This window comes from Tautonia plasticadhaerens (genome assembly GCF_007752535.1).
Classification (GTDB): domain Bacteria; phylum Planctomycetota; class Planctomycetia; order Isosphaerales; family Isosphaeraceae; genus Tautonia; species Tautonia plasticadhaerens.
This window is the reverse complement of the sequence record NZ_CP036426.1, coordinates 7,374,955-7,391,785: the sequence shown is the minus strand read 5'-3', so window position 1 is coordinate 7,391,785 and position 16,831 is coordinate 7,374,955. Positions and strand designations below refer to the sequence as shown.

Genomic DNA, 16,831 nt, shown 5'->3' with positions numbered 1-16,831 from the left:
CCGGCGGGTCGGGCGGGAGAGTCCCGACGCCGGCCGATCGGCGGGCAGGCCGGGGCGGAGGCCGGGACGGTCGACGATCGGCGGCCCGGGTCGGGCCGGAGGGCCGGGCCGGGGTCGGGGGGATCGGTCGAGGGTCGTCGAGGGGGCCGGCATCGGGGGAGGCTTCCGCGCAGGTCGGGACGGCGGGGCCGCCGAGCGGGCCCTCATCCTAGATCATCGTGGGATGGGCCGAATTTAGTCACACAATCCGGTCGGGCGGGTCGACCGTCGGCCTCGTGCGGGGGGGCGAGCCGGGCCGGGTCGGGACCGGCACCGGGCGCGCGAAAACGCCGGGCCCGACCCCTCGGGGCGGGCCCGGCGATTGGGGAAGCCGGGGGGCGGGAGGCCGGGGCGGCCTCGCTCAATACTGGTCGGCGCTGACGACCTCGCCGCCCTTGCGGGTGGAGAGGGCCTGGTAGACGCCGGGGACGGCGTTGCCCTGCTCGTAGATGGGCCAGCTGCCGCAGTATCGGAGGCTATAGCCGACCGGCTCGCCGTCGTCGCCGAGCGGCCAGGTGTTGATCGTGTCCTTGATGAAGCGGACCGAGCCGTCGGCCATGGCGAAGTTGGCGCCGCCGGGGTGGTAGCTGGAGGCGGCCGTCGTGCTGTGCCAGTCGTGCGGGGTCTTGCCGGGTCCGCCCTTGTTAATCGGGACGGTGGTGTCGAAGAAGGCGTCCTCCATCCAGCCGGAGTGCCACCAGCGGTTCCAGGCCTTCCGGGAGGCGGGCCAGAGCTCGCCGAAGGCGGCCTCGCCGTAGAGGAAGGTGTTGCTGGTGCCGTCCCGGATCTCCGAGAGCTTGGTGGCGCTGCCGTCGTAGATGGTGCCGGTGGCCGTCCGGGTGACCGTGCTGTAGCAGGGGTCGAGGGTGTTGTAGCGGAAGTCGGTCATCCAGAAGGTACCGCGATTGGCGACGTAGCTGCGGGCGGCCTGGGTGAAGTTGGGGAAGAGGGCCTGGCCGTGGTACCAATCGTTGACCGGGATCAGTTCGGCGGCCTCGGGGTCGCTGGGGCACCAGTAGGCGTTGAAGTTGGTGGCCGCGGCGGTGACGTTGGCCGAGGCCCTCATGCTCAGGTCGTAGTTGTAGGCGCTGAGCATGGCGCCCTGCTCGATGAAGCCGAGGATGAAGGCGAAGCTGTTGACGCCGGTGTACCAGGCGAGGCCGCCCTCGGGGTCGGGGGCGTTGAGGTTGCCCGGGGGCAGCGAGCCGAAGGCCGACTCGTAGTTCATGCTCGCCAGGGCGATCTGCTTGAGGTTGTTGGTGCACTGGGCGCGGCGGGCCGCCTCGCGGGCGCTCTGCACGGCCGGCAACAGGAGGGCGATGAGCACCCCGATGATGGCGATGACGACGAGCAGCTCGATCAGGGTGAAGCCGGGTCGCGCGACCCGGCCGCGATGGGTTCGGTTCATGGAGACCTCGCGAGGAAGAAGGGTGTATGGGCGGGGCGGTGGGCGGGGCGGTTCGGACTCGGATCCGGGCGGCACGGCCCCCGGGGGCGGCCCCGGGCGGCCGGGGCGTCACTTCTGGCTGTAGTCGGCCTTCAACTGGGCCTTCTCCTCGGCCGTCGGCACCGGCATCTCGCCGCCGGGCAGGTCTCGGATCTTGTCGTCCCCGCCGCAGCCGGGCAGGACGACCGAGGAGAGGGTGAGCGACGCGCAGACGACCGCGGCGGTCATCGAGGTCGCCAGGAGTTTCCGTAACATGGGCGCGTTCTCGACGGTCGGCAAATCGGTGGGGGGGAAATGGTTGCAGGGCCCGACCGGGGGCGGTGACCGGACGCCGGGGCCGGCCTCGGCGGGGCCGACATCCGTGGATTGAAAGATCAGTCTACACGGCGACCGGGAAGAATTCTTCAGGAAACCGCGGAGATTTCGTGAAGGTGGGCCCGCGTCGATTCGACCCCGTCCGGGAGCGCGGCCGGCGAGGGCCGGTCAGTCGTGGTGCCCGGCGGCCAGGCGGTCGGCGTGGTAGCTGGAGCGGACGAACGGGCCGCTGGCGACGTCGGCGAAGCCGAGCGATCGGGCGACCCGCCCCAGCTCGTCGAATTCCCCGGGGGGGAGGTAGCGCTCGACGGGCAGGTGCTTCGGGGAGGGGCGGAGGTACTGGCCGATGGTGATCAGGTCGCAGCCGACGGATCGGAGGTCGGCGAGGGTCTCGATCACCTCCTCGGTCGTCTCGCCGAGGCCGAGCATCAGGCCGCTCTTGGTGAGCAGGTCGGGGCGGGCCCGCTTGGCGTGCTCCAGCACGCGGAGGCTGACGGGGTACTGGCTCTTGCGGCGGACGTGCCGCTGGAGGCGGGCGACCGTCTCGATGTTGTGGTTGAAGACCTCGGGGGAGGCGGAGAGGACGGTGTCGATGGCCGAGGTGTCGCCGTCGAAGTCGGGGGTGAGGACCTCGACGACGGCCCCGGTGCGGGCCCGGACGGCGAGGATGCAGCGGCGGAAGTGGTCGGCGCCGCCGTCGGGCAGGTCGTCCCGGGTGACGGAGGTGATGACCACGTGCTTCAGGCCGAGCCGGGCGCAGGCCTCGGCCAGGCGGTCGGGCTCGTCGAGGGCGGGGGCCTCGGGCTTGCCCCGGGGGACGGAGCAGAAGCCGCAGGGGCGGGTGCAGACTTCGCCGAGGACCATGAAGGAGGCGGTCTTGCGGGTCCAGCACTCCGACCGGTTCGGGCACTTGCCGGACTCGCAGATCGTCTCCAGCCCGAGTTCCTCGATCAGCCGCGCGGTGGGGCCCATGCCCCCGGACTCGGGCAGGGGGCGCTTGAGCCACGAGGGGAGCCGGCGATGGGGGACCTGCCGCACGTCCCGGCCGTCGGGGCCGACGATCGGCAACGAGGGCAAGGAGGGGGGGGCGGTCGCGCGACCGTCCTCCTCCGAGGTGTCCTTATCCGAGGCTCTGAGCGTAGGCATGCAGTCGGGCCTTGCGGCGGATCATCGGGTGGTCGGTGAAGACGTGGTGCCGGGTCAGCCCGAAGGTCGATTCCAGGTGCCGGATCAGGGACTCCCGTACCTTGGGCATCGGGGCGGCTCGCTGTCGCTGGGCCTCCAGGGAGGTCTGCCGGAGCCGGGAGCCGTCGGGGCCGGGCTCGTCGATCAGCTGGAACGGCTCCAGGAACGGGCCCACGTTGATCGTCAGTCCATGATAGGCGATCCAGCGCCTGACGGCCACGCCGATCGAGGCGACCCGGGCATTGCCGGCGAAGACGCCGGCGGCCTTCGGGTGGGCCTCGCCCTTCAGGCCGAACTCGTTGACCACGGCGACCGCGGCCCGGTGCAGGCCGTCGAGGTAGCCCCGGAGGTCGAGCCCGGCCCGGGAGAGGTCCAGGGCGAGGTAGGCGTTGAGCTGCCCCGGCAGATGCAGCAGCGTCCCCCCACCCCGGTTGACCCAGCGGACGTCGATGCCGTGCCGATGCAACTCGACGTCGTCGGCGGCGACGTGCGCCCGGCTGCCGGACCGGCCGATGCTGATCGTCGGCGGGTGCTCGCAGAGCACCAGGGCCCCCGCGGCCCGGGATTCCCCGAGGTCGTACACCAATCGCCGCTGGAGGGACTGGGCCTCGTCGAAGTCGACCAGGCCGAGCAGGTAGACCTCCAAGGGGGGGGAGAGAACGGTCGACATGTCCGGTCCTGCTCCCCCTCGATTCCCTTGGCAAGCGGCCGACCGACGAGGCACGGGGGAGGCCCCGGCCCGTTGAGCGATGCGGGCGTCCGACGACGATTCCGACAGGGTCACTGTACACCTCGGCCTCGGGCCGGGGCAAGGGCGATCGGCGAGGCCGGAGGGCCCGCGATGCGGCCCGTCGACGCGGGCGGGACGCCGTGCTATGGTCGAGCCCGGGAGTCGATTCGACCCGGGCCGGGGACGGGCGAGGAGCCCCCCCGCCTGATCCCGGGTCGGTCGACGTGTCGTCCTCCCCGCACTCGGTTCGTTCCCCGGGACGCGATCGGGAGACCAACTCCGATGTCGGCGACGAGACGGGCCTTCCTCGCCTCCCCCGTGGCCCTGCCCCTGCTGGGGGGGACGCCCCGGCCGATGAGCCTGGGCATCGGCATCAGCTCGTATGGGAATCGGACCCGGATCGAGCCGGAGTTCCGGGACCCGATCCGGTTCCTGTCGCACTGCCGGGGGCTCGGTGCCGGCGGGGTGCAATTGCCGATCGGATCGCGGGACGAGGCCTACGCCGACGCCCTCCGGGCGATGGCCGACGAGGCCGGGATGGTCTTCGAGGGGTCGACACGGACGCCGGACCCGGACGACCCGGCCGACCGGGATCGCTTCGAGGCCGAGCTGCGGACCGCCTCCCGGGCGGGGGTGACGGTCGTCCGGACGGTGATGCTCGGCGGCCGGAGGTACGAGACGTTCGACTCGATGGAGCAGTTCGAGCGGTTCCGGGACCGATCGGCCCGGTCGCTCCGGCTGGCCGCGCCGCTGCTGGAGCGGCAAGGGGTGGCGCTGGCGGTCGAGAACCACAAGGACTTCCGATCGGACGAGCAGATCGAGCTGCTCCGGGAGATCGGCTCGGAACTGATCGGCGTCTGCGTGGATCTGGGGAACAACCTCGCCCTGCTGGAGGACCCGGCGGGGACGATCCGGGCGCTGGCCCCGATGGCGATGACCTGCCACGTCAAGGACATGGCCGTCGCCGAGGCCGAGGACGGCTTCCTGCTCTCGGAGGTGCCGCTCGGCCGGGGGGTGCTCGACCTCCCGGGCCTGGTGGCGGCGATCCGGTCGGCCCGGCCGGGGTGCCGGTTCATGCTGGAGATGATTACGAGGGACCCGCTCCGGATCCCCTGCCTGGCCGACCCGTACTGGGAGACGCTCCCCGGGGTGCCGGGCCGGGACCTGGCCCGGACCCTGGCCCTGGTCCGGGGGGAGGACCGGGGAAGGTCGCTGCCGAGGGTCGAGGGGCTGGCCCCCGAGGCGAGGATCGCCGAGGAGGAGGCCAACGTCCGGGCCTGCCTCGACCACGCCGGGAAGGCCCTGGGCCTCTGAGCGTCCTCCCCTGTCCTCCTCGTCGGGCTCAGCGGTGGGCCCGCCGGCGTTCCTCGGAGTCCTCGGCGGGCTCGGGGTCGATGTGCTCCAGGTCGGGGCCGTCAGTGGGGTCGGACTTCTGGCCGGTCTTCTTGCCGATGGGGGAGGCATCCTCGATGACCCGGTTCACCTGGGCCGAGACGAGCAGCACGAGGGCCGAGATCCAGAACCAGAACATCAGGACCATGACGCCGCCGAGCGTGCCGTAAGTCTCGTTGTAGTCGGCGAAGTTCTGGACGTAGACGCGGAAGCCGAGGGTCGCCACGACGAAGACCGCCGAGCCGATGAGGCTGCCCGGGGTGATCCACTCCCATCGGGTGTCGGCGTCGGGGGCGAAGTAGTAGGTGAGGGCGAAGCTGGACAGCAGCATCAGGAAGATCAGGAGCCATCGGACCGCCGAGGCGATGAAGGCCGGGCCGGTCCCCAGGCCGATCGCGCTGATGATCTGGGGCCAGGCGACGATCGACACCAGCGCGGAGATGAGGATGGTGGCCTGGACCAGGGTCAGGAAGATCGCCTGGATCCGGAGCCTCCAGATCGGCCGGGACTCGGAGACGCCGTGCACGGCGTTGAGGGAGTCGATGATCTCCAGGAACAGGGCCGAGGCCAGCCAGATCGTCACCAGCAGGCCGAAGGAGAGCAGGTCGAGCCGGCCCCCCTCCTGGATCTGGGCGATCTGGTCCTTGATCAGCCCGACCGCCTCCTGGGGGAAGGACTGCTCCAGGGTCCGCTCGAATTCCGAGACCGCCTGGTTGCCCAGGTCGGCCCCCTGGCCGACGGTGGCCTCGGTGAGGTCCGGCAGCGCCTTGACCGTCAGGGTGAGCACCAGCGCCAGGAACGGCACCAGGGCGAGCATCGCGTAGAAGGCGACGGCCGCCGCCCGGCTCATCAGCGAATTCTCGGACACCCGGCACCAGGTCCTGCGGGCGAGCTGCACCGGCGAGAGCCCCCCCAGGTTGAAGGCGGACCGCAATCGGATCGGCGGGAATGACACGTCGAACCCCTCCTGGACTTGCGACTCCCCCCGGGCAGGGGGGCGTTTCCAGGAGGGGCGACGCAAGTCCGGCGCCGAGCGGGGGCCGCCCCGCCGGGGGTCACTCGAACAGCCGGGGCTGGTCGAGGAGGTCGAAGGGAGGATCGGGCTCGGGGGCCTCCAGGCCGAGGTGGAGGTAGGCGGCCTCGGTGGCCCGTCGGCCCCGGGGGGTCCGGACGATGAACTCGCGGCGGAGGAGGTAGGGCTCGACCTCGTCGGTGAGGGTGTCGACGGCGACGTTCATGGTGGCGGCCATCGCCTCGACGCCGGTCGGCCCCCCCCGGAAGACCCGGATGAGGGTCTCGATGTAGCGGCGGTCCTGGCGGTCGAGCCCCTCGACGTCGACCTCCTGCATGTCCAGGGCGTCGACGGCGATGGGGCGGGTGATGTGGCCGTCGGCCCGGGCGACGGCGTAGTCCCGGACCCACCGGAGGCGGGAGTTGGCGAGCCGGGGGGTGCCCCGGCTGCGCCGGGCCAGCTCCTGGGCGGCGTCCCCGGTGACGGTCGTCCGGAGCTTGCCGGCGTTGATGGCGACGATCCGGGCCAGCTCCTCGACCTCGTAGAACTCCAGGTGTTCGTGCAGCTGGAAGCGGTCCCGGAGGGGGCCGGAGAGCATGCCGCTGCGGGTGGTGGCGCCGATGATGGTGAACTTCTTGAGGGGGAGGTTCACCGTCCGGGCGTTCATCCCCTCGCCCAGGACGATGTCGACTCGGAAGTCCTCCATGACGGGGTAGATGAACTCCTCGACGACCCGGGGGAGCCGGTGGATCTCGTCGATGAATAGGATCGACCCGGCCGAGGCGTTGGTCAGGTAGGGCAGGATGTCGGCGTTCTTGGCCAGCGCGGGGCCGCTGGTCATGGCCAGCTCCACGCCCAGTTCGTTGTGCAGGACGGTGGCGAAGGTCGTCTTGCCCAGGCCGGGGGGGCCGTCGAAGAGGATGTGCGGCAGCGGCTCCCCTCGCTTGCGGCTGGCCTCCAGGGCGATCGAGAGCCGCTCGGCCACGGCCCGCTGGCCGATCACCTCGGCCAGCCGCTGGGGGCGGAGCTTCTCGTCCATCGCGTCGGCGGGCCGCTGGGGGCGGTCGTCGTGGACGTCTCGACGGCCCGGCCCGTCCCCGGGGGGGCCGCCCCCGGTGATGATCGGCTCCCTCGCGCTCATCGGGTCCCCTCCTGAAGGGTGGTGCGGTGGATTCGCGGCCGGGATCGGGTCAGGGGCGGGGCCCGCCCCCCGGGGATCCCGCGCCGGGGGTGTCCAGGGAGGCCACCCGGTCCAGGGGGATGACCTCCCTCGTCTCGTAGTTCACGAACGTCTCGGCCGTCGCCCCGTTGGGGGAGATGACCAGCATGTCGGGGTGCCGGATCGGGATCACCCGGCCGTCGGCCAGGTGCAGGGCGAAGGGGACGAACGGCCGCCGGGAGAGCATCGATCGGATCGCCTGGATCTGCATGGCTCGGGCCTCACTTGCCGGGCGTCTCGTTCTGGTAGATGGCCATCAACATCGCGTCGACGGTCTTGTACTTCTTCTTGCCGGAGAGGGCCTGGTCGAGCAGGTGCCGCGCCTGCGCCTCGGAATGCCCGACGGAGAGCAGCGCGTGGTAGGCGTCCCGGATCACGTCCGGCTCGGCGTTCGACGGCTCGCCATTGGCCTCCGAGGCCCCCACGGCCGAGCGGTCGTCGGCGCCGGGGCCGACCATCAGGGCGAACTTGCTCACCTTGCGGCGCAGCTTGGCGACGATCCGCTCGGCCGTGGCCTCGCCGATGCCGGGGAAGGTGGCCAGGGTCCGGAGGTCGGAGTCCTGGATCATCCTCGCCAGCTCCCGGACCGGCCGGACCATCGCCCGGAGCGCCTTGCGGACGCCGACGCCGTCGACCGAGCAGAAGACCTCGAAGAACTCCCGGTCGACCGGCGAGAGGAAGCCGATCAGCCGGGGCTTCATCCGGCCCGACATCTGGTTCCCCTCGATGTCGAAGACCGTGTGCAGGACCACCGGCTCGTCGAGCTTCGCCTGGAGCTGCCGACGGGCGTACTCCGGGATCAGCACCTCCAGGTCGAAGAACGGCTCGACCCCGAGGATCAAGGATTCCTCCGCCACCGACTTCAAGACGCCCCGGATCTGCGTAATCACGAGTTTCGCCCGCCCGATCGTTTCGAGGATTCGGCTTGCGACCGTATGGTTTGTACACTACTATGCCCGAACTCGGGGGGACGGGCAAGGCCCTCTCCCCTCATTCTCCCCAGGATCGGCGGATCTTCCCAGCCCGCTGCAGCGGAGATAGGATCGGGCGACGCGATGAGGGACGCACGAGGGGGTCGCGATGGCTCCGGGACGCTGCCGGCCTTTCGGGGTGCTCGACGTGATGATCCTGGTCGGGTCCGTCTCGGTCGGGCTGGGGGTCATCCGTGCCATCTTCCCCGAGATCCGCTGGGATTACTTCGCGAGGGAGCTCCAGAGCGGGGACCTCTCGGACGCGATCGTCGCGTGCATGGAGTTGTGGCTGATCCTGGCGTCCCCGATTCTCCTGGGACTCTCGGCGGCGACGGTGGCGATCCGGCTCCGGAGGCCCCGGCCCTCGCTGCGTCGGGCGTTGCGGTCCCCCGGGGTCCAGGGATGCTCCTGGATCGTCCTGGGCTTTGCCTCGGCGATCGTCCTCCTGCTCGGGTGGTCGACCCTGGCCGGGCCGCTGCTGAATCGCACCGTCGACGTCCTGGCGGAGCTGCCGGGGCTGCTGGGCATGGCCCTGCTGGTCAGCCTCCCCGCCTCGTCCTTCGCGATCGTCGCCGGCTGGGCGACCGCCTCGGCCTTCCTCCCCCGGCGTCGGGCGTGCCCGGGGTGCTGGATCGACCGCCTCGGGCTGGCCGTCTGCGGGCTCTGGTGCCTCTCGTCGCCGCTTCCGATCTTCTTTCTGCTGGTGATGTTCTGAGGGCGACGTCGGGGGGACGGGGCGGCGATCCGTCGGGGGCCCGGGCGAGGGAAACGGAATCAGGGCACAACGACCCATCGATCGATCGCCGATCGGCGGCGGGCCGCCCTCTCGCGGGATCCGCTCGAGACGCCTGGTGGGCCGGCCGCCGGGGCGGCCGAGGACACGCGGAGCGAGCCCCCGATGCGGAGGGGTCCGCCGCCGGGGGCCTGTTCTCGGTCCCCGGCCGATCCGGCCGAGGGAGCGGCTGTGATCGAGGCCTTCCGATCGGGGAAGGAGGGGCAACGTGACCGGGGAATCGACCGACATCCGGGGGCTGGTCGACGGGCTCTATCGGGCCGAGTCGCGCCGGGTCTTCGCCTCGCTGGTCCGGCTGGTCCGGGACTTCGACCTGGCCGAGGAGGCCTTGCACGAGGCCTTCACGGCGGCCGTCGAGCGCTGGCCCCGGGAGGGGGTGCCGGGCAACCCGAGGGCCTGGCTGGTGTCGGCCGGGCGGTTCAAGGCGATCGACGCCATCCGACGCCGGAGTCACCTGGCCGAACTCCGGCCGGGGCTGGCGGGCCGGCTGGCCGAGGTCGCGGCGGCCAACGCGTCGAGGGCGGGCGAGGAGATCGAGGACGACCGCCTCCGGCTGATCTTCGCCTGCTGCCACCCGGCGATCGACCGCAAGGTGCAGGTCCCGCTGACGCTCCGGGAGGTCTGCGGCCTGACGACCGAGGAGATCGCCTCGGCGTTCCTGGTCCCCCCGGCGACGATGGCCCAGCGCCTGGTCCGGGGGAAATCCAAGATCCGGGACGCCGGGATCCCGTTCGCCATCCCGGACGCCGAGGAGCTGCCCGACCGGCTGGGCTCCGTCCTGGCGGTCGTCTACCTCGTCTTCAATGAGGGGTATTCCGCCTCGGCCGGGGATTCGGTGACGAGGGCCGACCTCTCGGGGGAGGCGATCCGGCTGGGGAGGCTCGTCGTCGAGCTGCTGCCCGACCCGGAGGCGATCGGGCTGCTCGCCCTGATGCTGCTCCAGGAGTCCCGACGCCTGGCGAGGTCGACCCCCGAGGGGGACCTCATCCTCCTGGAGGACCAGGACCGGTCGCTCTGGGACCGTCGGCTGATCGAGGAGGGGACGGCGCTGGTCGATCGGGCCCTCCGGACCCGGGGGTTCGGCCCCTACGGCATCCAGGCGGCCATCGCCGCCGTCCACGCGGGGGCGGCGACCCCCGGCGAGACGGACTGGAGGCAGGTGGTCGGGCTCTACGACGCCCTCCGGGCGATCAACCCCTCGCCGGTCGTGGAGCTGAATCGGGCGGTGGCCGTGGCGATGAGGGACGGGCCCGATGCGGGGCTCTCGCTGATCGACGCGATCCTCGACCGGGGCGACCTGGACGGCTACCACTTGGCCCACGCGGCCCGGGCCGACCTGCTCCGCCGGCTGGGCCGGGCCGACGAGGCCCGGGAGGCCTACGGGAGGGCGCTGGACCTGGCCCGGCAGGGCCCGGAACGCCGATTCCTGAGGGAGCGGATCGGGCAGCTCTGACGGCCGAGGGCCCCCCGCCCCGCCCCCGGTCGAGGCCCCGGGAGGGAATCCCGGGGGGGGTGTCGATCCGAGCCCGGCCCGATCGACCAGGGGGCGAGCGTGGGGGGCGATCGGGAGATCGTCCCCCGTCCCCCGGACGATTCCCGATGCCGAGGACGTTCCCATGTCCCGACCGAAGGTCATCCCCTGTCTCTGGTTCGACGGCAAGGCCGAGGAGGCCGCCCGCTTCTACGTCTCGCTCTTCGAGGACGCCGAAATCCTCGGCGTCACGCCGGGCCCGGACGGCTCACCCCTGGTCGTGGAGTTCCGGCTGGGGGAGACGACCTTCACGGCGCTCAACGGCGGGCCGCACTTCACCTTCAACGAGGCGGTGTCGCTCTCGATCAACTGCGACTCCCAGGAGGAGCTCGACGTGCTCTGGGAGACGCTCTGCGAGGGGGGTTCGGAGTCCCAGTGCGGCTGGCTCAAGGACCGGTACGGCCTGTCCTGGCAGGTGGTGCCTTCGGTCCTGCCGGACCTCCTCAAGGGCGGCGACCCCGCCCGGGCGGCCCGGGTGATGGGGGCCGTCATGTCGATGATCAAGCTCGACATCGCCAGGCTCCGGGCCGCCGCCGACGGCGAGGAGGAGGCCGCGTGACAGACGACGGGGCGACGATCGCCCATGAGGACATTTTCAATCTTCGGGGCGGACCAGGCCGGGGAGACGCGATGAAATACATGCTGCTGATCTACGGGGCCGAGGATTCCTGGACCGAGGAAGAGCGGGAGGCCTGCATGGTCGAGTCGATGGGGATCGGCGACGAGCTGTCCGCCCGGGGCAAGTACCTCGACTCGTCCCCCCTGGAGCCGGCGGCGACCGCCGCGACGGTCCGGGTCCGGGACGGCCGGGCGATGGTCACCGACGGCCCCTTCGCCGAGACGACGGAGCAGCTCGGCGGGTTCTACATCCTGGAGCTGGAGGACCTGGACGAGGCGATCGCCGTCGCGTCGAGGCTGCCCCCGGCGAAGAAGGGGACCGTGGAGATCCGCCCGGTCCTCGAGCTGGACGGCCTGCCCCCGTCCCGTCCCCTGCCGGGAGGGCCGGCCGAGGCGGGCTCGGGCCGGCCGTTCATGCTCCTCTGCTACGACGACGAGGGGGCATGGACGTCGGCCGGGGAGGAGGCCCATCGGGCGGCCATGGCGGAGGCGTCGGCCCTGGCCCGGGAGCTGAGCGAGGCCGGCCGCTACGTGAGCGCCTCGCCGCTGCACCCGACGGAGCTGGCCACGAGCGTCCGGGTCCGGGACGGACTGAGGCAGGTCACCGACGGCCCCTTCGCCGAGACGAACGAGGTGCTCGGCGGCTACTACGTCATCATGGCCCGGTCCCGGGACGAGGCCGTCCAGGTCGCCTCCCGGCACCCGGGCGCCCGGTTCGGCTCGGTCGAGGTCCGGCCGATCTTCGACCTCTCCGCCCTCCGCGGGGCCGCCCCGATTTCCTGAGCCGGTGTCGATCCGACCCGGGGCCGATCGACCATGAAGGGGAGGGGCGGAGGCGGCCGATCGGGCCGCCCCCCCTCGACGACCACCAACCCGTCCCGAGGGGGAACTCATGTCCCGGACGACCATCACCCCGTACCTGTTCCTCGGCGGCCGTTGCGAGGAGGCCATCGCCTTCTACACGGAGACGCTCGGCGCCGAGGTCGAGATGCTCATGAGGTTCGACGAGAGCCCCGATCCCCCGCCGCCCGGGATGCTCCAGGAGGGGTTCGAGAAGAAGGTCATGCACGCGTCGATCCGGGTCCGGGGCATCCCGATCATGATGTCCGACGGCTGCGACGACGCCTCCCGGTTCGACGGCTTCCGGCTGGCGCTGGCCGTCCCGACCGAGGAGGACGCCCATCGGGCCTTCGACGCGTTGGCCGGCGGCGGGAGCGTCCAGATGCCGCTGTGCAAGACCTTCTGGTCCCCCTGTTACGGCATGCTCACCGACCGCTTCGGCGTGGGCTGGATGGTCATGATGGCGAATCCGGAGGACTGACCGCCCGGGAGTCGGGCCGAGGACCGAACCGGGAGACCCGGAGGGGGGACGTCATGCGAGTCATGGTCATCGTCAGGGCCTCGAAGAGTTCCGAGGCCGGCGAGCTGCCGGACACCGAGCTGCTGACCGCGATGGGCGACTACTGCGAGGAGCTGGCCAAGGCGGGCGTGATGCTCGCGGGCGAGGGATTGCAGCCCAGCTCGAAGGGGGCCCGGGTGCGCTTCTCCGGGGCGGATCGCACCGTCATCGACGGGCCGTTCGCCGAGACGAAGGAGCTGATTGCCGGGTTCTGGATCTGGAAGGTCGGTTCGATGGAGGAGGCGATCTCCTGGGCGAGGCGCTGCCCGAACCCGATGCCGGGGGAGTCCGACCTGGAGATCCGGCCGATCGTCGAGGCCGACGACCTGGGGGAGGCGTTCACCCCGGAGCTCCGGGAGCAGGAGGCCGCCACCAGGGCCCGGGCGTTGGGGCTGACCTCGCCGACCTTCCAAGAGGCCCCCGAACTGCTCCTCGCCGGGCTGGCCGAGTCGTATGACGCGGAGACCCGGGCGCGGATCCCCCGGCAGTGGGAGCGGCTCGCCACGCGCCTCGGGGAGATCCCCGGGAGGGTGGGGGACGACTCCTTCGGCGCCTGCTGGAACGCGGCCCCGGGCTGTACCTTCGACTACCTCGCCGGCGTGGCCGTCTCGTCGGCGGAGGGGCTGCCGGAGGGGTTCCGGGCGCTGAAGGTCGACGCCCGGCGCTATGCCGTCTTCGCCCACCCGGGCCACGTCTCGGGCCTCCCGGGCACGATCGACGCGATCTGGTCCCGTTGGGCCCCCGAGTGCGGGCTCCGGCTCTCGGCCGATTCCCCGTGCCTGGAACGCTACTCGAACGCGTTCGACCCCGCGTCGGGGACGGGGGGCATCGAGGTCTGGGTCCCGCTGGAGGCCTGAGGGCCAGGGACCCAGGTCGGGAATGGGACGGGCCCCCCGGGGATCGTGTACCCCGGGGGGCCCTCGTCCGTGGTCCGTCGGCCGCGATGAGGGGGGCGGTGTCGGAGCTACCCGGCCAGGACTCGAACCTGGAAAAACAGGACCAAAACCTGTTGTGATACCAATTTCACCACCGGGTAATGGCGGGACGCCCCTCGCTCGATCGCCAGTATAGCAGGCACCGGCGCGGTCGGGAAGGTTCGATCGGGGCCGGCCTCGTGCGCTAGCCGGCGGCGGAGACGTCGTCGGTGGCCCCGGAGCCGTGGAGGTTGTGGACGGAGTAGGCGAGGTGTTCGAGCTGGACGCTGAGGTCCACGGCGACGACGCTGACCTCGGGGGGGACGAACAGCGAGGTGGGGGCGAAGTTGAGGATGCCCCGGATGCCGGCGGAGACGACCTGGTCGGCCACGCGCTGGGCGGCGTCGGCGGGGACGCAGATCATCGCCAGGCGGAGGCCCTCGTCGGCGACGGCGGCGGGCAGCTCGTCGGTGTGCCGGACGGGGAGGCCGTCGAAGGCGTGGCCCTGCTTCCTCGGGTCGTTGTCGAACAGGGAGACCACCCGGAAGCGTCGGAGGCGGAACCCCTTGTAGCCGAGCAGCGCCCGGCCGAGGTTGCCCAGGCCGATCAGGGCGGTCGGCCAGTCCCGGTCGACCCCGAGGATGCCCCGGATCTCGACGACGAGGTCGTCGATCCGGTAGCCCAGCCCCGGCTGGCCGAACTGGCCGAAGTACGCGAGGTCCTTGCGGACCTGGGCGTCGTTGAGGCCCAGGGCCTGGCCGAGCTGGCTGCTGGAGACGGTCTCCCGGCCCTGCCGGCCGAAGCTCTCCAGCTGCCTGAGGTACAGGCTCAGGCGGCCGACGACCGCCTTGGGGGCCGGCTTGGGGCTCGAGGTGTCGTGGTGGGGCTCCCGCACCGGACCGGACCCTCCTGGTTCGTTGGGGACGGACGGGCGATCGATCTCCTATCGGTGGACCCCCGTCGACTTTATCGGCAAGGCGGGGGGCCGGTCAAGCGCCGTCGGCCGGTTCGAGCCAGGGGCGGGCGAGGTGTCCCCTCAGGGCAACGTCGCCGTCGACCACCCGGACCTCATGCCGGGCCAGCCGGAGGGCCTCGGCCATCCGGGGGACGCCGAGCCCCCGGGCGGGGCCGAAGGGGTGGTCTCCCCCCTCGATGATCGGGGCGACGAAGACCTCGACCGCGTCGACCTCGCCGGCGTCGAGGAAGGCGCCGAGCACCCGCCCCCCCCCCTCGACGAGCAGGTTGGTCAGGCCCCGCCGGCCCAGCTCGTCGAGCAGCCCGGGGATCGGGATCGGCCCGTCTCCCGGGAACGGGAGGGGTTCGACGCCGAGCCCCCGGAGCGCGTCGAGCCGATCGGCCGGGGCGCGCCCGGAGACGGCGAGCCAGACGGGGACCTCCCGGGCGGTCCTCGCCAGCTTCGAGCCCACCGGGAGCCGGGCGGCGGGGTCGAGGACGACCCGGGCCGGGGTCCTCGGGCCTCCCGGGCGGGCGGTCAGCTCGGGGTCGTCGGCCATCGCGGTGCCGATGCCGACGAGGATGCCGTCCATCCGGCCCCGGAGTTCGTGGACGATCGCCCGGGATCGGGGGCCGGAGATCCACTTGCTGTCGCCGGAGGCGCAGGCGGCCTTGCCGTCGAGGGTCATCGCCCACTTGGCCGTCACGAACGGGCGGGAGGTGGCCAGCCGCTTCAGGTACGGGGCGTTCAGGATCCGGGCCTCGCGCCCCTCCAGGCCCGACTCGACGGCGACCCCGGCCTCCCGGAGCCGGGAGAAGCCGCCCCCGGAGACCAGGGGAAAGGGATCCCGCATCGCGGCGACGACCCGGGAGACGCCGGAGGCGATCACCGCCTCGGTGCAGGGAGGCGTCTTGCCGGCGTGGCAGCAGGGCTCCAGCGTGACGTAGAGGGTGGCCCCCCGGGCGCCCTCCCCGGCGGCCCGGAGCGCGACGACCTCGGCGTGGGGGCCGCCGAACCGGGCGTGGTGGCCGACGGCGACCCTCGTGCCGTCCCGGACGACGACCGCGCCGACCATCGGGTTGGGCTCGACGAGGCCCCGGCCCCGGGCGGCCTCGGCCAAGGCCCGGAGCATCCACCTGCGGTCCTCCTCGGCCCGGTCGGCGGTCGTCGGCTCGGTCACGTCCGGCTCCCCCGTTCCTGGGTCTCGTCGCTCGGTCTCGGGGTCAGAACGCCGTGCCGGGCGCGGGTCGGCCGCCCCCGGGGGCGTTCGAGGCGGGGGAGGTGCCGGGCGGGCTGGGGGCCGAGGAGAGCCACCGCTCAAGCTCCGGGTCGCCGAGGGCGAGTTCCCGGAGCCCCCGGAGCCTGAGCCGGGCGACCTCGGGGGGGAGCAGGTCGAGCGTCCCCCGGTACCAGTCGGGCAGCCGGGCCTCGAACGAGGAGAGGTCGGCCCGATCCGCCGGGGGGCCGGAACCGGGGCGACCCCGGAGCCCCCGCAGGTAGTCCAGCTCCGCCAGGCGGAGCGCCGCCAGCCGGGCCGAGGCCAGCCGGGAGGCGGCCGGGCCCGGCGGCCTCGATCGGGTCGAGCCGAAGGCGTCGAGCAGCCAGGCCACCGCCCCTCCCGGCTCGACCGGGGCCCGGGGGGGCCGGTCCTGTTCGTCGAACAGCTCCCGGAACCTCCGCAGGCCCTGCCCGAGCTGGGCCTGGAGGATCCGCTCGAACTCCCGCCGGACGGCCGGGGCCGGCTCGATCCCGCCCGCCCGACCGAGTCCCCGGAGGGTTTCCAGCTTCCCGTCGAAGGACCGGGCCGCGTCGACCGCGCGACGACCGTCTGCGTCCAGGCCCGCCCAGACCCGGAGCAGCGCCGAGGCGTCGTAGAGCGGGACCGGGTTGAAGGCGTCGGCCCGGACCCAGAGGGCCGGCTCGAGGCCGGGGGACTCCGGGACGCCTGCCGGGGCGAGCATCCGTTCGACCAGCCGGAGCCGATCGGCGGCCGGGGCGGCGTCCAGCTCCGCCCGGGCCCGCTCGTCGAGCCCGCGATACCAGGCGCCGAAGCGTCGCATCAGGTCGAGATGGCGGCGTCGCTCGTCGGGGTCGAGGCGGTTGAGGGCGTCGTCCAGCTCCCGGATCTGCCGCTGCCGGTCGTCGGGCAGCAGGTCGAAGCGATCGAGCCGGCGTGTTAACTCGAGGCGGACCCCCGTCGGCATCGACGCCAGGCGGTCGAGCCCCTGGGGTACGGTGGCCAGCACGACGGGGAGCGAGGCGGCCGTCACGAGGAGGGGGCCGAGGTACCGGAACCCGGTGAGCATCGAGG

At 72.5% G+C, this 16,831-nt stretch carries 18 protein-coding genes, 1 tRNA gene and 1 pseudogene; 8 read left to right on the top strand and 12 right to left on the bottom strand.

Going from position 1 to position 16,831, the window contains the following annotated elements:
- Positions 1-400: 400 nt before the first annotated feature.
- The 4 genes from ElP_RS29500 to lipB all read right to left on the bottom strand — a co-directional run bounded on the left by ElP_RS29500 (position 401) and on the right by lipB (position 3,656).
- Complete coding sequence (locus ElP_RS29500; RefSeq protein ID WP_145279093.1) at positions 401-1,447, bottom strand: DUF1559 domain-containing protein; 1,047 nt, start codon at positions 1,445-1,447, stop codon at positions 401-403.
- Positions 1,448-1,555: 108 nt separating this feature from the next.
- Positions 1,556-1,741, bottom strand: coding sequence for a hypothetical protein (locus tag ElP_RS29495; RefSeq protein WP_145276347.1), 186 nt, complete (start codon positions 1,739-1,741; stop codon positions 1,556-1,558).
- Positions 1,742-1,969: 228 nt separating this feature from the next.
- Positions 1,970-2,947 carry a lipoyl synthase gene (gene lipA / locus ElP_RS29490; RefSeq protein WP_145276345.1) on the bottom strand — a complete coding sequence of 326 codons (978 nt, stop codon included), beginning with the start codon at positions 2,945-2,947 and terminating at the stop codon, positions 1,970-1,972.
- The gene (gene lipB / locus ElP_RS29485) at positions 2,922-3,656 is read right to left on the bottom strand and encodes a lipoyl(octanoyl) transferase LipB (protein WP_145276343.1); all 735 of its coding nucleotides are present in this window, start codon (positions 3,654-3,656) and stop codon (positions 2,922-2,924) included. Before lipB ends, lipA begins: the two co-directional genes overlap by 26 nt.
- A gap of 342 nt (positions 3,657-3,998) precedes the next feature.
- On the opposite strand from lipB, the gene ElP_RS29480 reads away from it, so the two are divergent.
- Positions 3,999-5,030 (top strand): sugar phosphate isomerase/epimerase family protein, encoded by a 1,032-nt coding sequence (locus ElP_RS29480; RefSeq protein ID WP_197446476.1) that lies wholly within the window; start codon positions 3,999-4,001, stop codon positions 5,028-5,030.
- Positions 5,031-5,058: 28 nt separating this feature from the next.
- Here ElP_RS29480 and ElP_RS29475 read toward each other — a convergent pair whose 3' ends face one another.
- The 4 genes from ElP_RS29475 to ruvA form a co-directional block, all read right to left on the bottom strand.
- Positions 5,059-6,063 (bottom strand): YihY/virulence factor BrkB family protein, encoded by a 1,005-nt coding sequence (locus ElP_RS29475; protein ID WP_145276340.1) that lies wholly within the window; start codon positions 6,061-6,063, stop codon positions 5,059-5,061.
- Between the two features lie 100 nt (positions 6,064-6,163).
- Positions 6,164-7,261, bottom strand: a complete 1,098-nt coding sequence (gene ruvB / locus ElP_RS29470) for a Holliday junction branch migration DNA helicase RuvB (RefSeq protein ID WP_145276338.1) — start codon at positions 7,259-7,261, stop codon at positions 6,164-6,166.
- A 49-nt stretch (positions 7,262-7,310) separates the two neighbouring features.
- Entirely contained in the window at positions 7,311-7,550 is a 240-nt protein-coding gene (locus ElP_RS29465; protein ID WP_145276336.1) for a hypothetical protein, read from the bottom strand.
- Between the two features lie 10 nt (positions 7,551-7,560).
- The gene (gene ruvA / locus ElP_RS29460) at positions 7,561-8,229 is read right to left on the bottom strand and encodes a Holliday junction branch migration protein RuvA (protein ID WP_145276334.1); all 669 of its coding nucleotides are present in this window, start codon (positions 8,227-8,229) and stop codon (positions 7,561-7,563) included.
- Positions 8,230-8,419: 190 nt separating this feature from the next.
- On the opposite strand from ruvA, the gene ElP_RS29455 reads away from it, so the two are divergent.
- From ElP_RS29455 to ElP_RS41425, 7 genes and pseudogenes are all read left to right on the top strand, one after another.
- On the top strand, positions 8,420-9,025 hold the full coding sequence (locus ElP_RS29455; RefSeq protein WP_145276333.1) for a hypothetical protein: 606 nt from the start codon (positions 8,420-8,422) through the stop codon (positions 9,023-9,025).
- Positions 9,026-9,311: 286 nt separating this feature from the next.
- On the top strand, positions 9,312-10,556 hold the full coding sequence (locus tag ElP_RS40815; protein WP_145276331.1) for an RNA polymerase sigma factor: 1,245 nt from the start codon (positions 9,312-9,314) through the stop codon (positions 10,554-10,556).
- Positions 10,557-10,719: 163 nt separating this feature from the next.
- Positions 10,720-11,193, top strand: coding sequence for a VOC family protein (locus ElP_RS29445; RefSeq protein WP_145276330.1), 474 nt, complete (start codon positions 10,720-10,722; stop codon positions 11,191-11,193).
- Positions 11,190-12,035 carry a YciI family protein gene (locus ElP_RS29440; RefSeq protein WP_197446475.1) on the top strand — a complete coding sequence of 282 codons (846 nt, stop codon included), beginning with the start codon at positions 11,190-11,192 and terminating at the stop codon, positions 12,033-12,035. The genes ElP_RS29445 and ElP_RS29440 overlap by 4 nt, the downstream gene beginning before the upstream one ends.
- Positions 12,036-12,144: 109 nt before the next feature.
- Positions 12,145-12,573: a VOC family protein gene (locus tag ElP_RS29435; protein ID WP_145276328.1), complete on the top strand. Its 429-nt coding sequence runs from the start codon at positions 12,145-12,147 to the stop codon at positions 12,571-12,573.
- A 53-nt stretch (positions 12,574-12,626) separates the two neighbouring features.
- Positions 12,627-13,031 (top strand): annotated as a pseudogene (locus tag ElP_RS41430) (YciI family protein); the annotation flags it as partial.
- A 6-nt stretch (positions 13,032-13,037) separates the two neighbouring features.
- Positions 13,038-13,508 carry a GyrI-like domain-containing protein gene (locus ElP_RS41425; protein WP_390836107.1) on the top strand — a complete coding sequence of 157 codons (471 nt, stop codon included), beginning with the start codon at positions 13,038-13,040 and terminating at the stop codon, positions 13,506-13,508.
- A gap of 107 nt (positions 13,509-13,615) precedes the next feature.
- Here the strand turns inward: ElP_RS41425 and ElP_RS29425 are convergent.
- The 4 genes from ElP_RS29425 to ElP_RS29410 form a co-directional block, all read right to left on the bottom strand.
- Positions 13,616-13,687 (bottom strand) — tRNA-Gln (locus ElP_RS29425).
- 83 nt (positions 13,688-13,770) lie between these two features.
- Positions 13,771-14,460 (bottom strand): redox-sensing transcriptional repressor Rex, encoded by a 690-nt coding sequence (locus ElP_RS29420; protein ID WP_145276324.1) that lies wholly within the window; start codon positions 14,458-14,460, stop codon positions 13,771-13,773.
- Positions 14,461-14,554: 94 nt separating this feature from the next.
- Positions 14,555-15,700 (bottom strand): bifunctional diaminohydroxyphosphoribosylaminopyrimidine deaminase/5-amino-6-(5-phosphoribosylamino)uracil reductase RibD, encoded by a 1,146-nt coding sequence (ribD, locus tag ElP_RS29415; RefSeq protein ID WP_231749310.1) that lies wholly within the window; start codon positions 15,698-15,700, stop codon positions 14,555-14,557.
- Positions 15,701-15,743: 43 nt separating this feature from the next.
- Positions 15,744-16,826 carry a hypothetical protein gene (locus tag ElP_RS29410; RefSeq protein ID WP_145276322.1) on the bottom strand — a complete coding sequence of 361 codons (1,083 nt, stop codon included), beginning with the start codon at positions 16,824-16,826 and terminating at the stop codon, positions 15,744-15,746.
- Between the last annotated feature and the right edge of the window lie 5 nt (positions 16,827-16,831).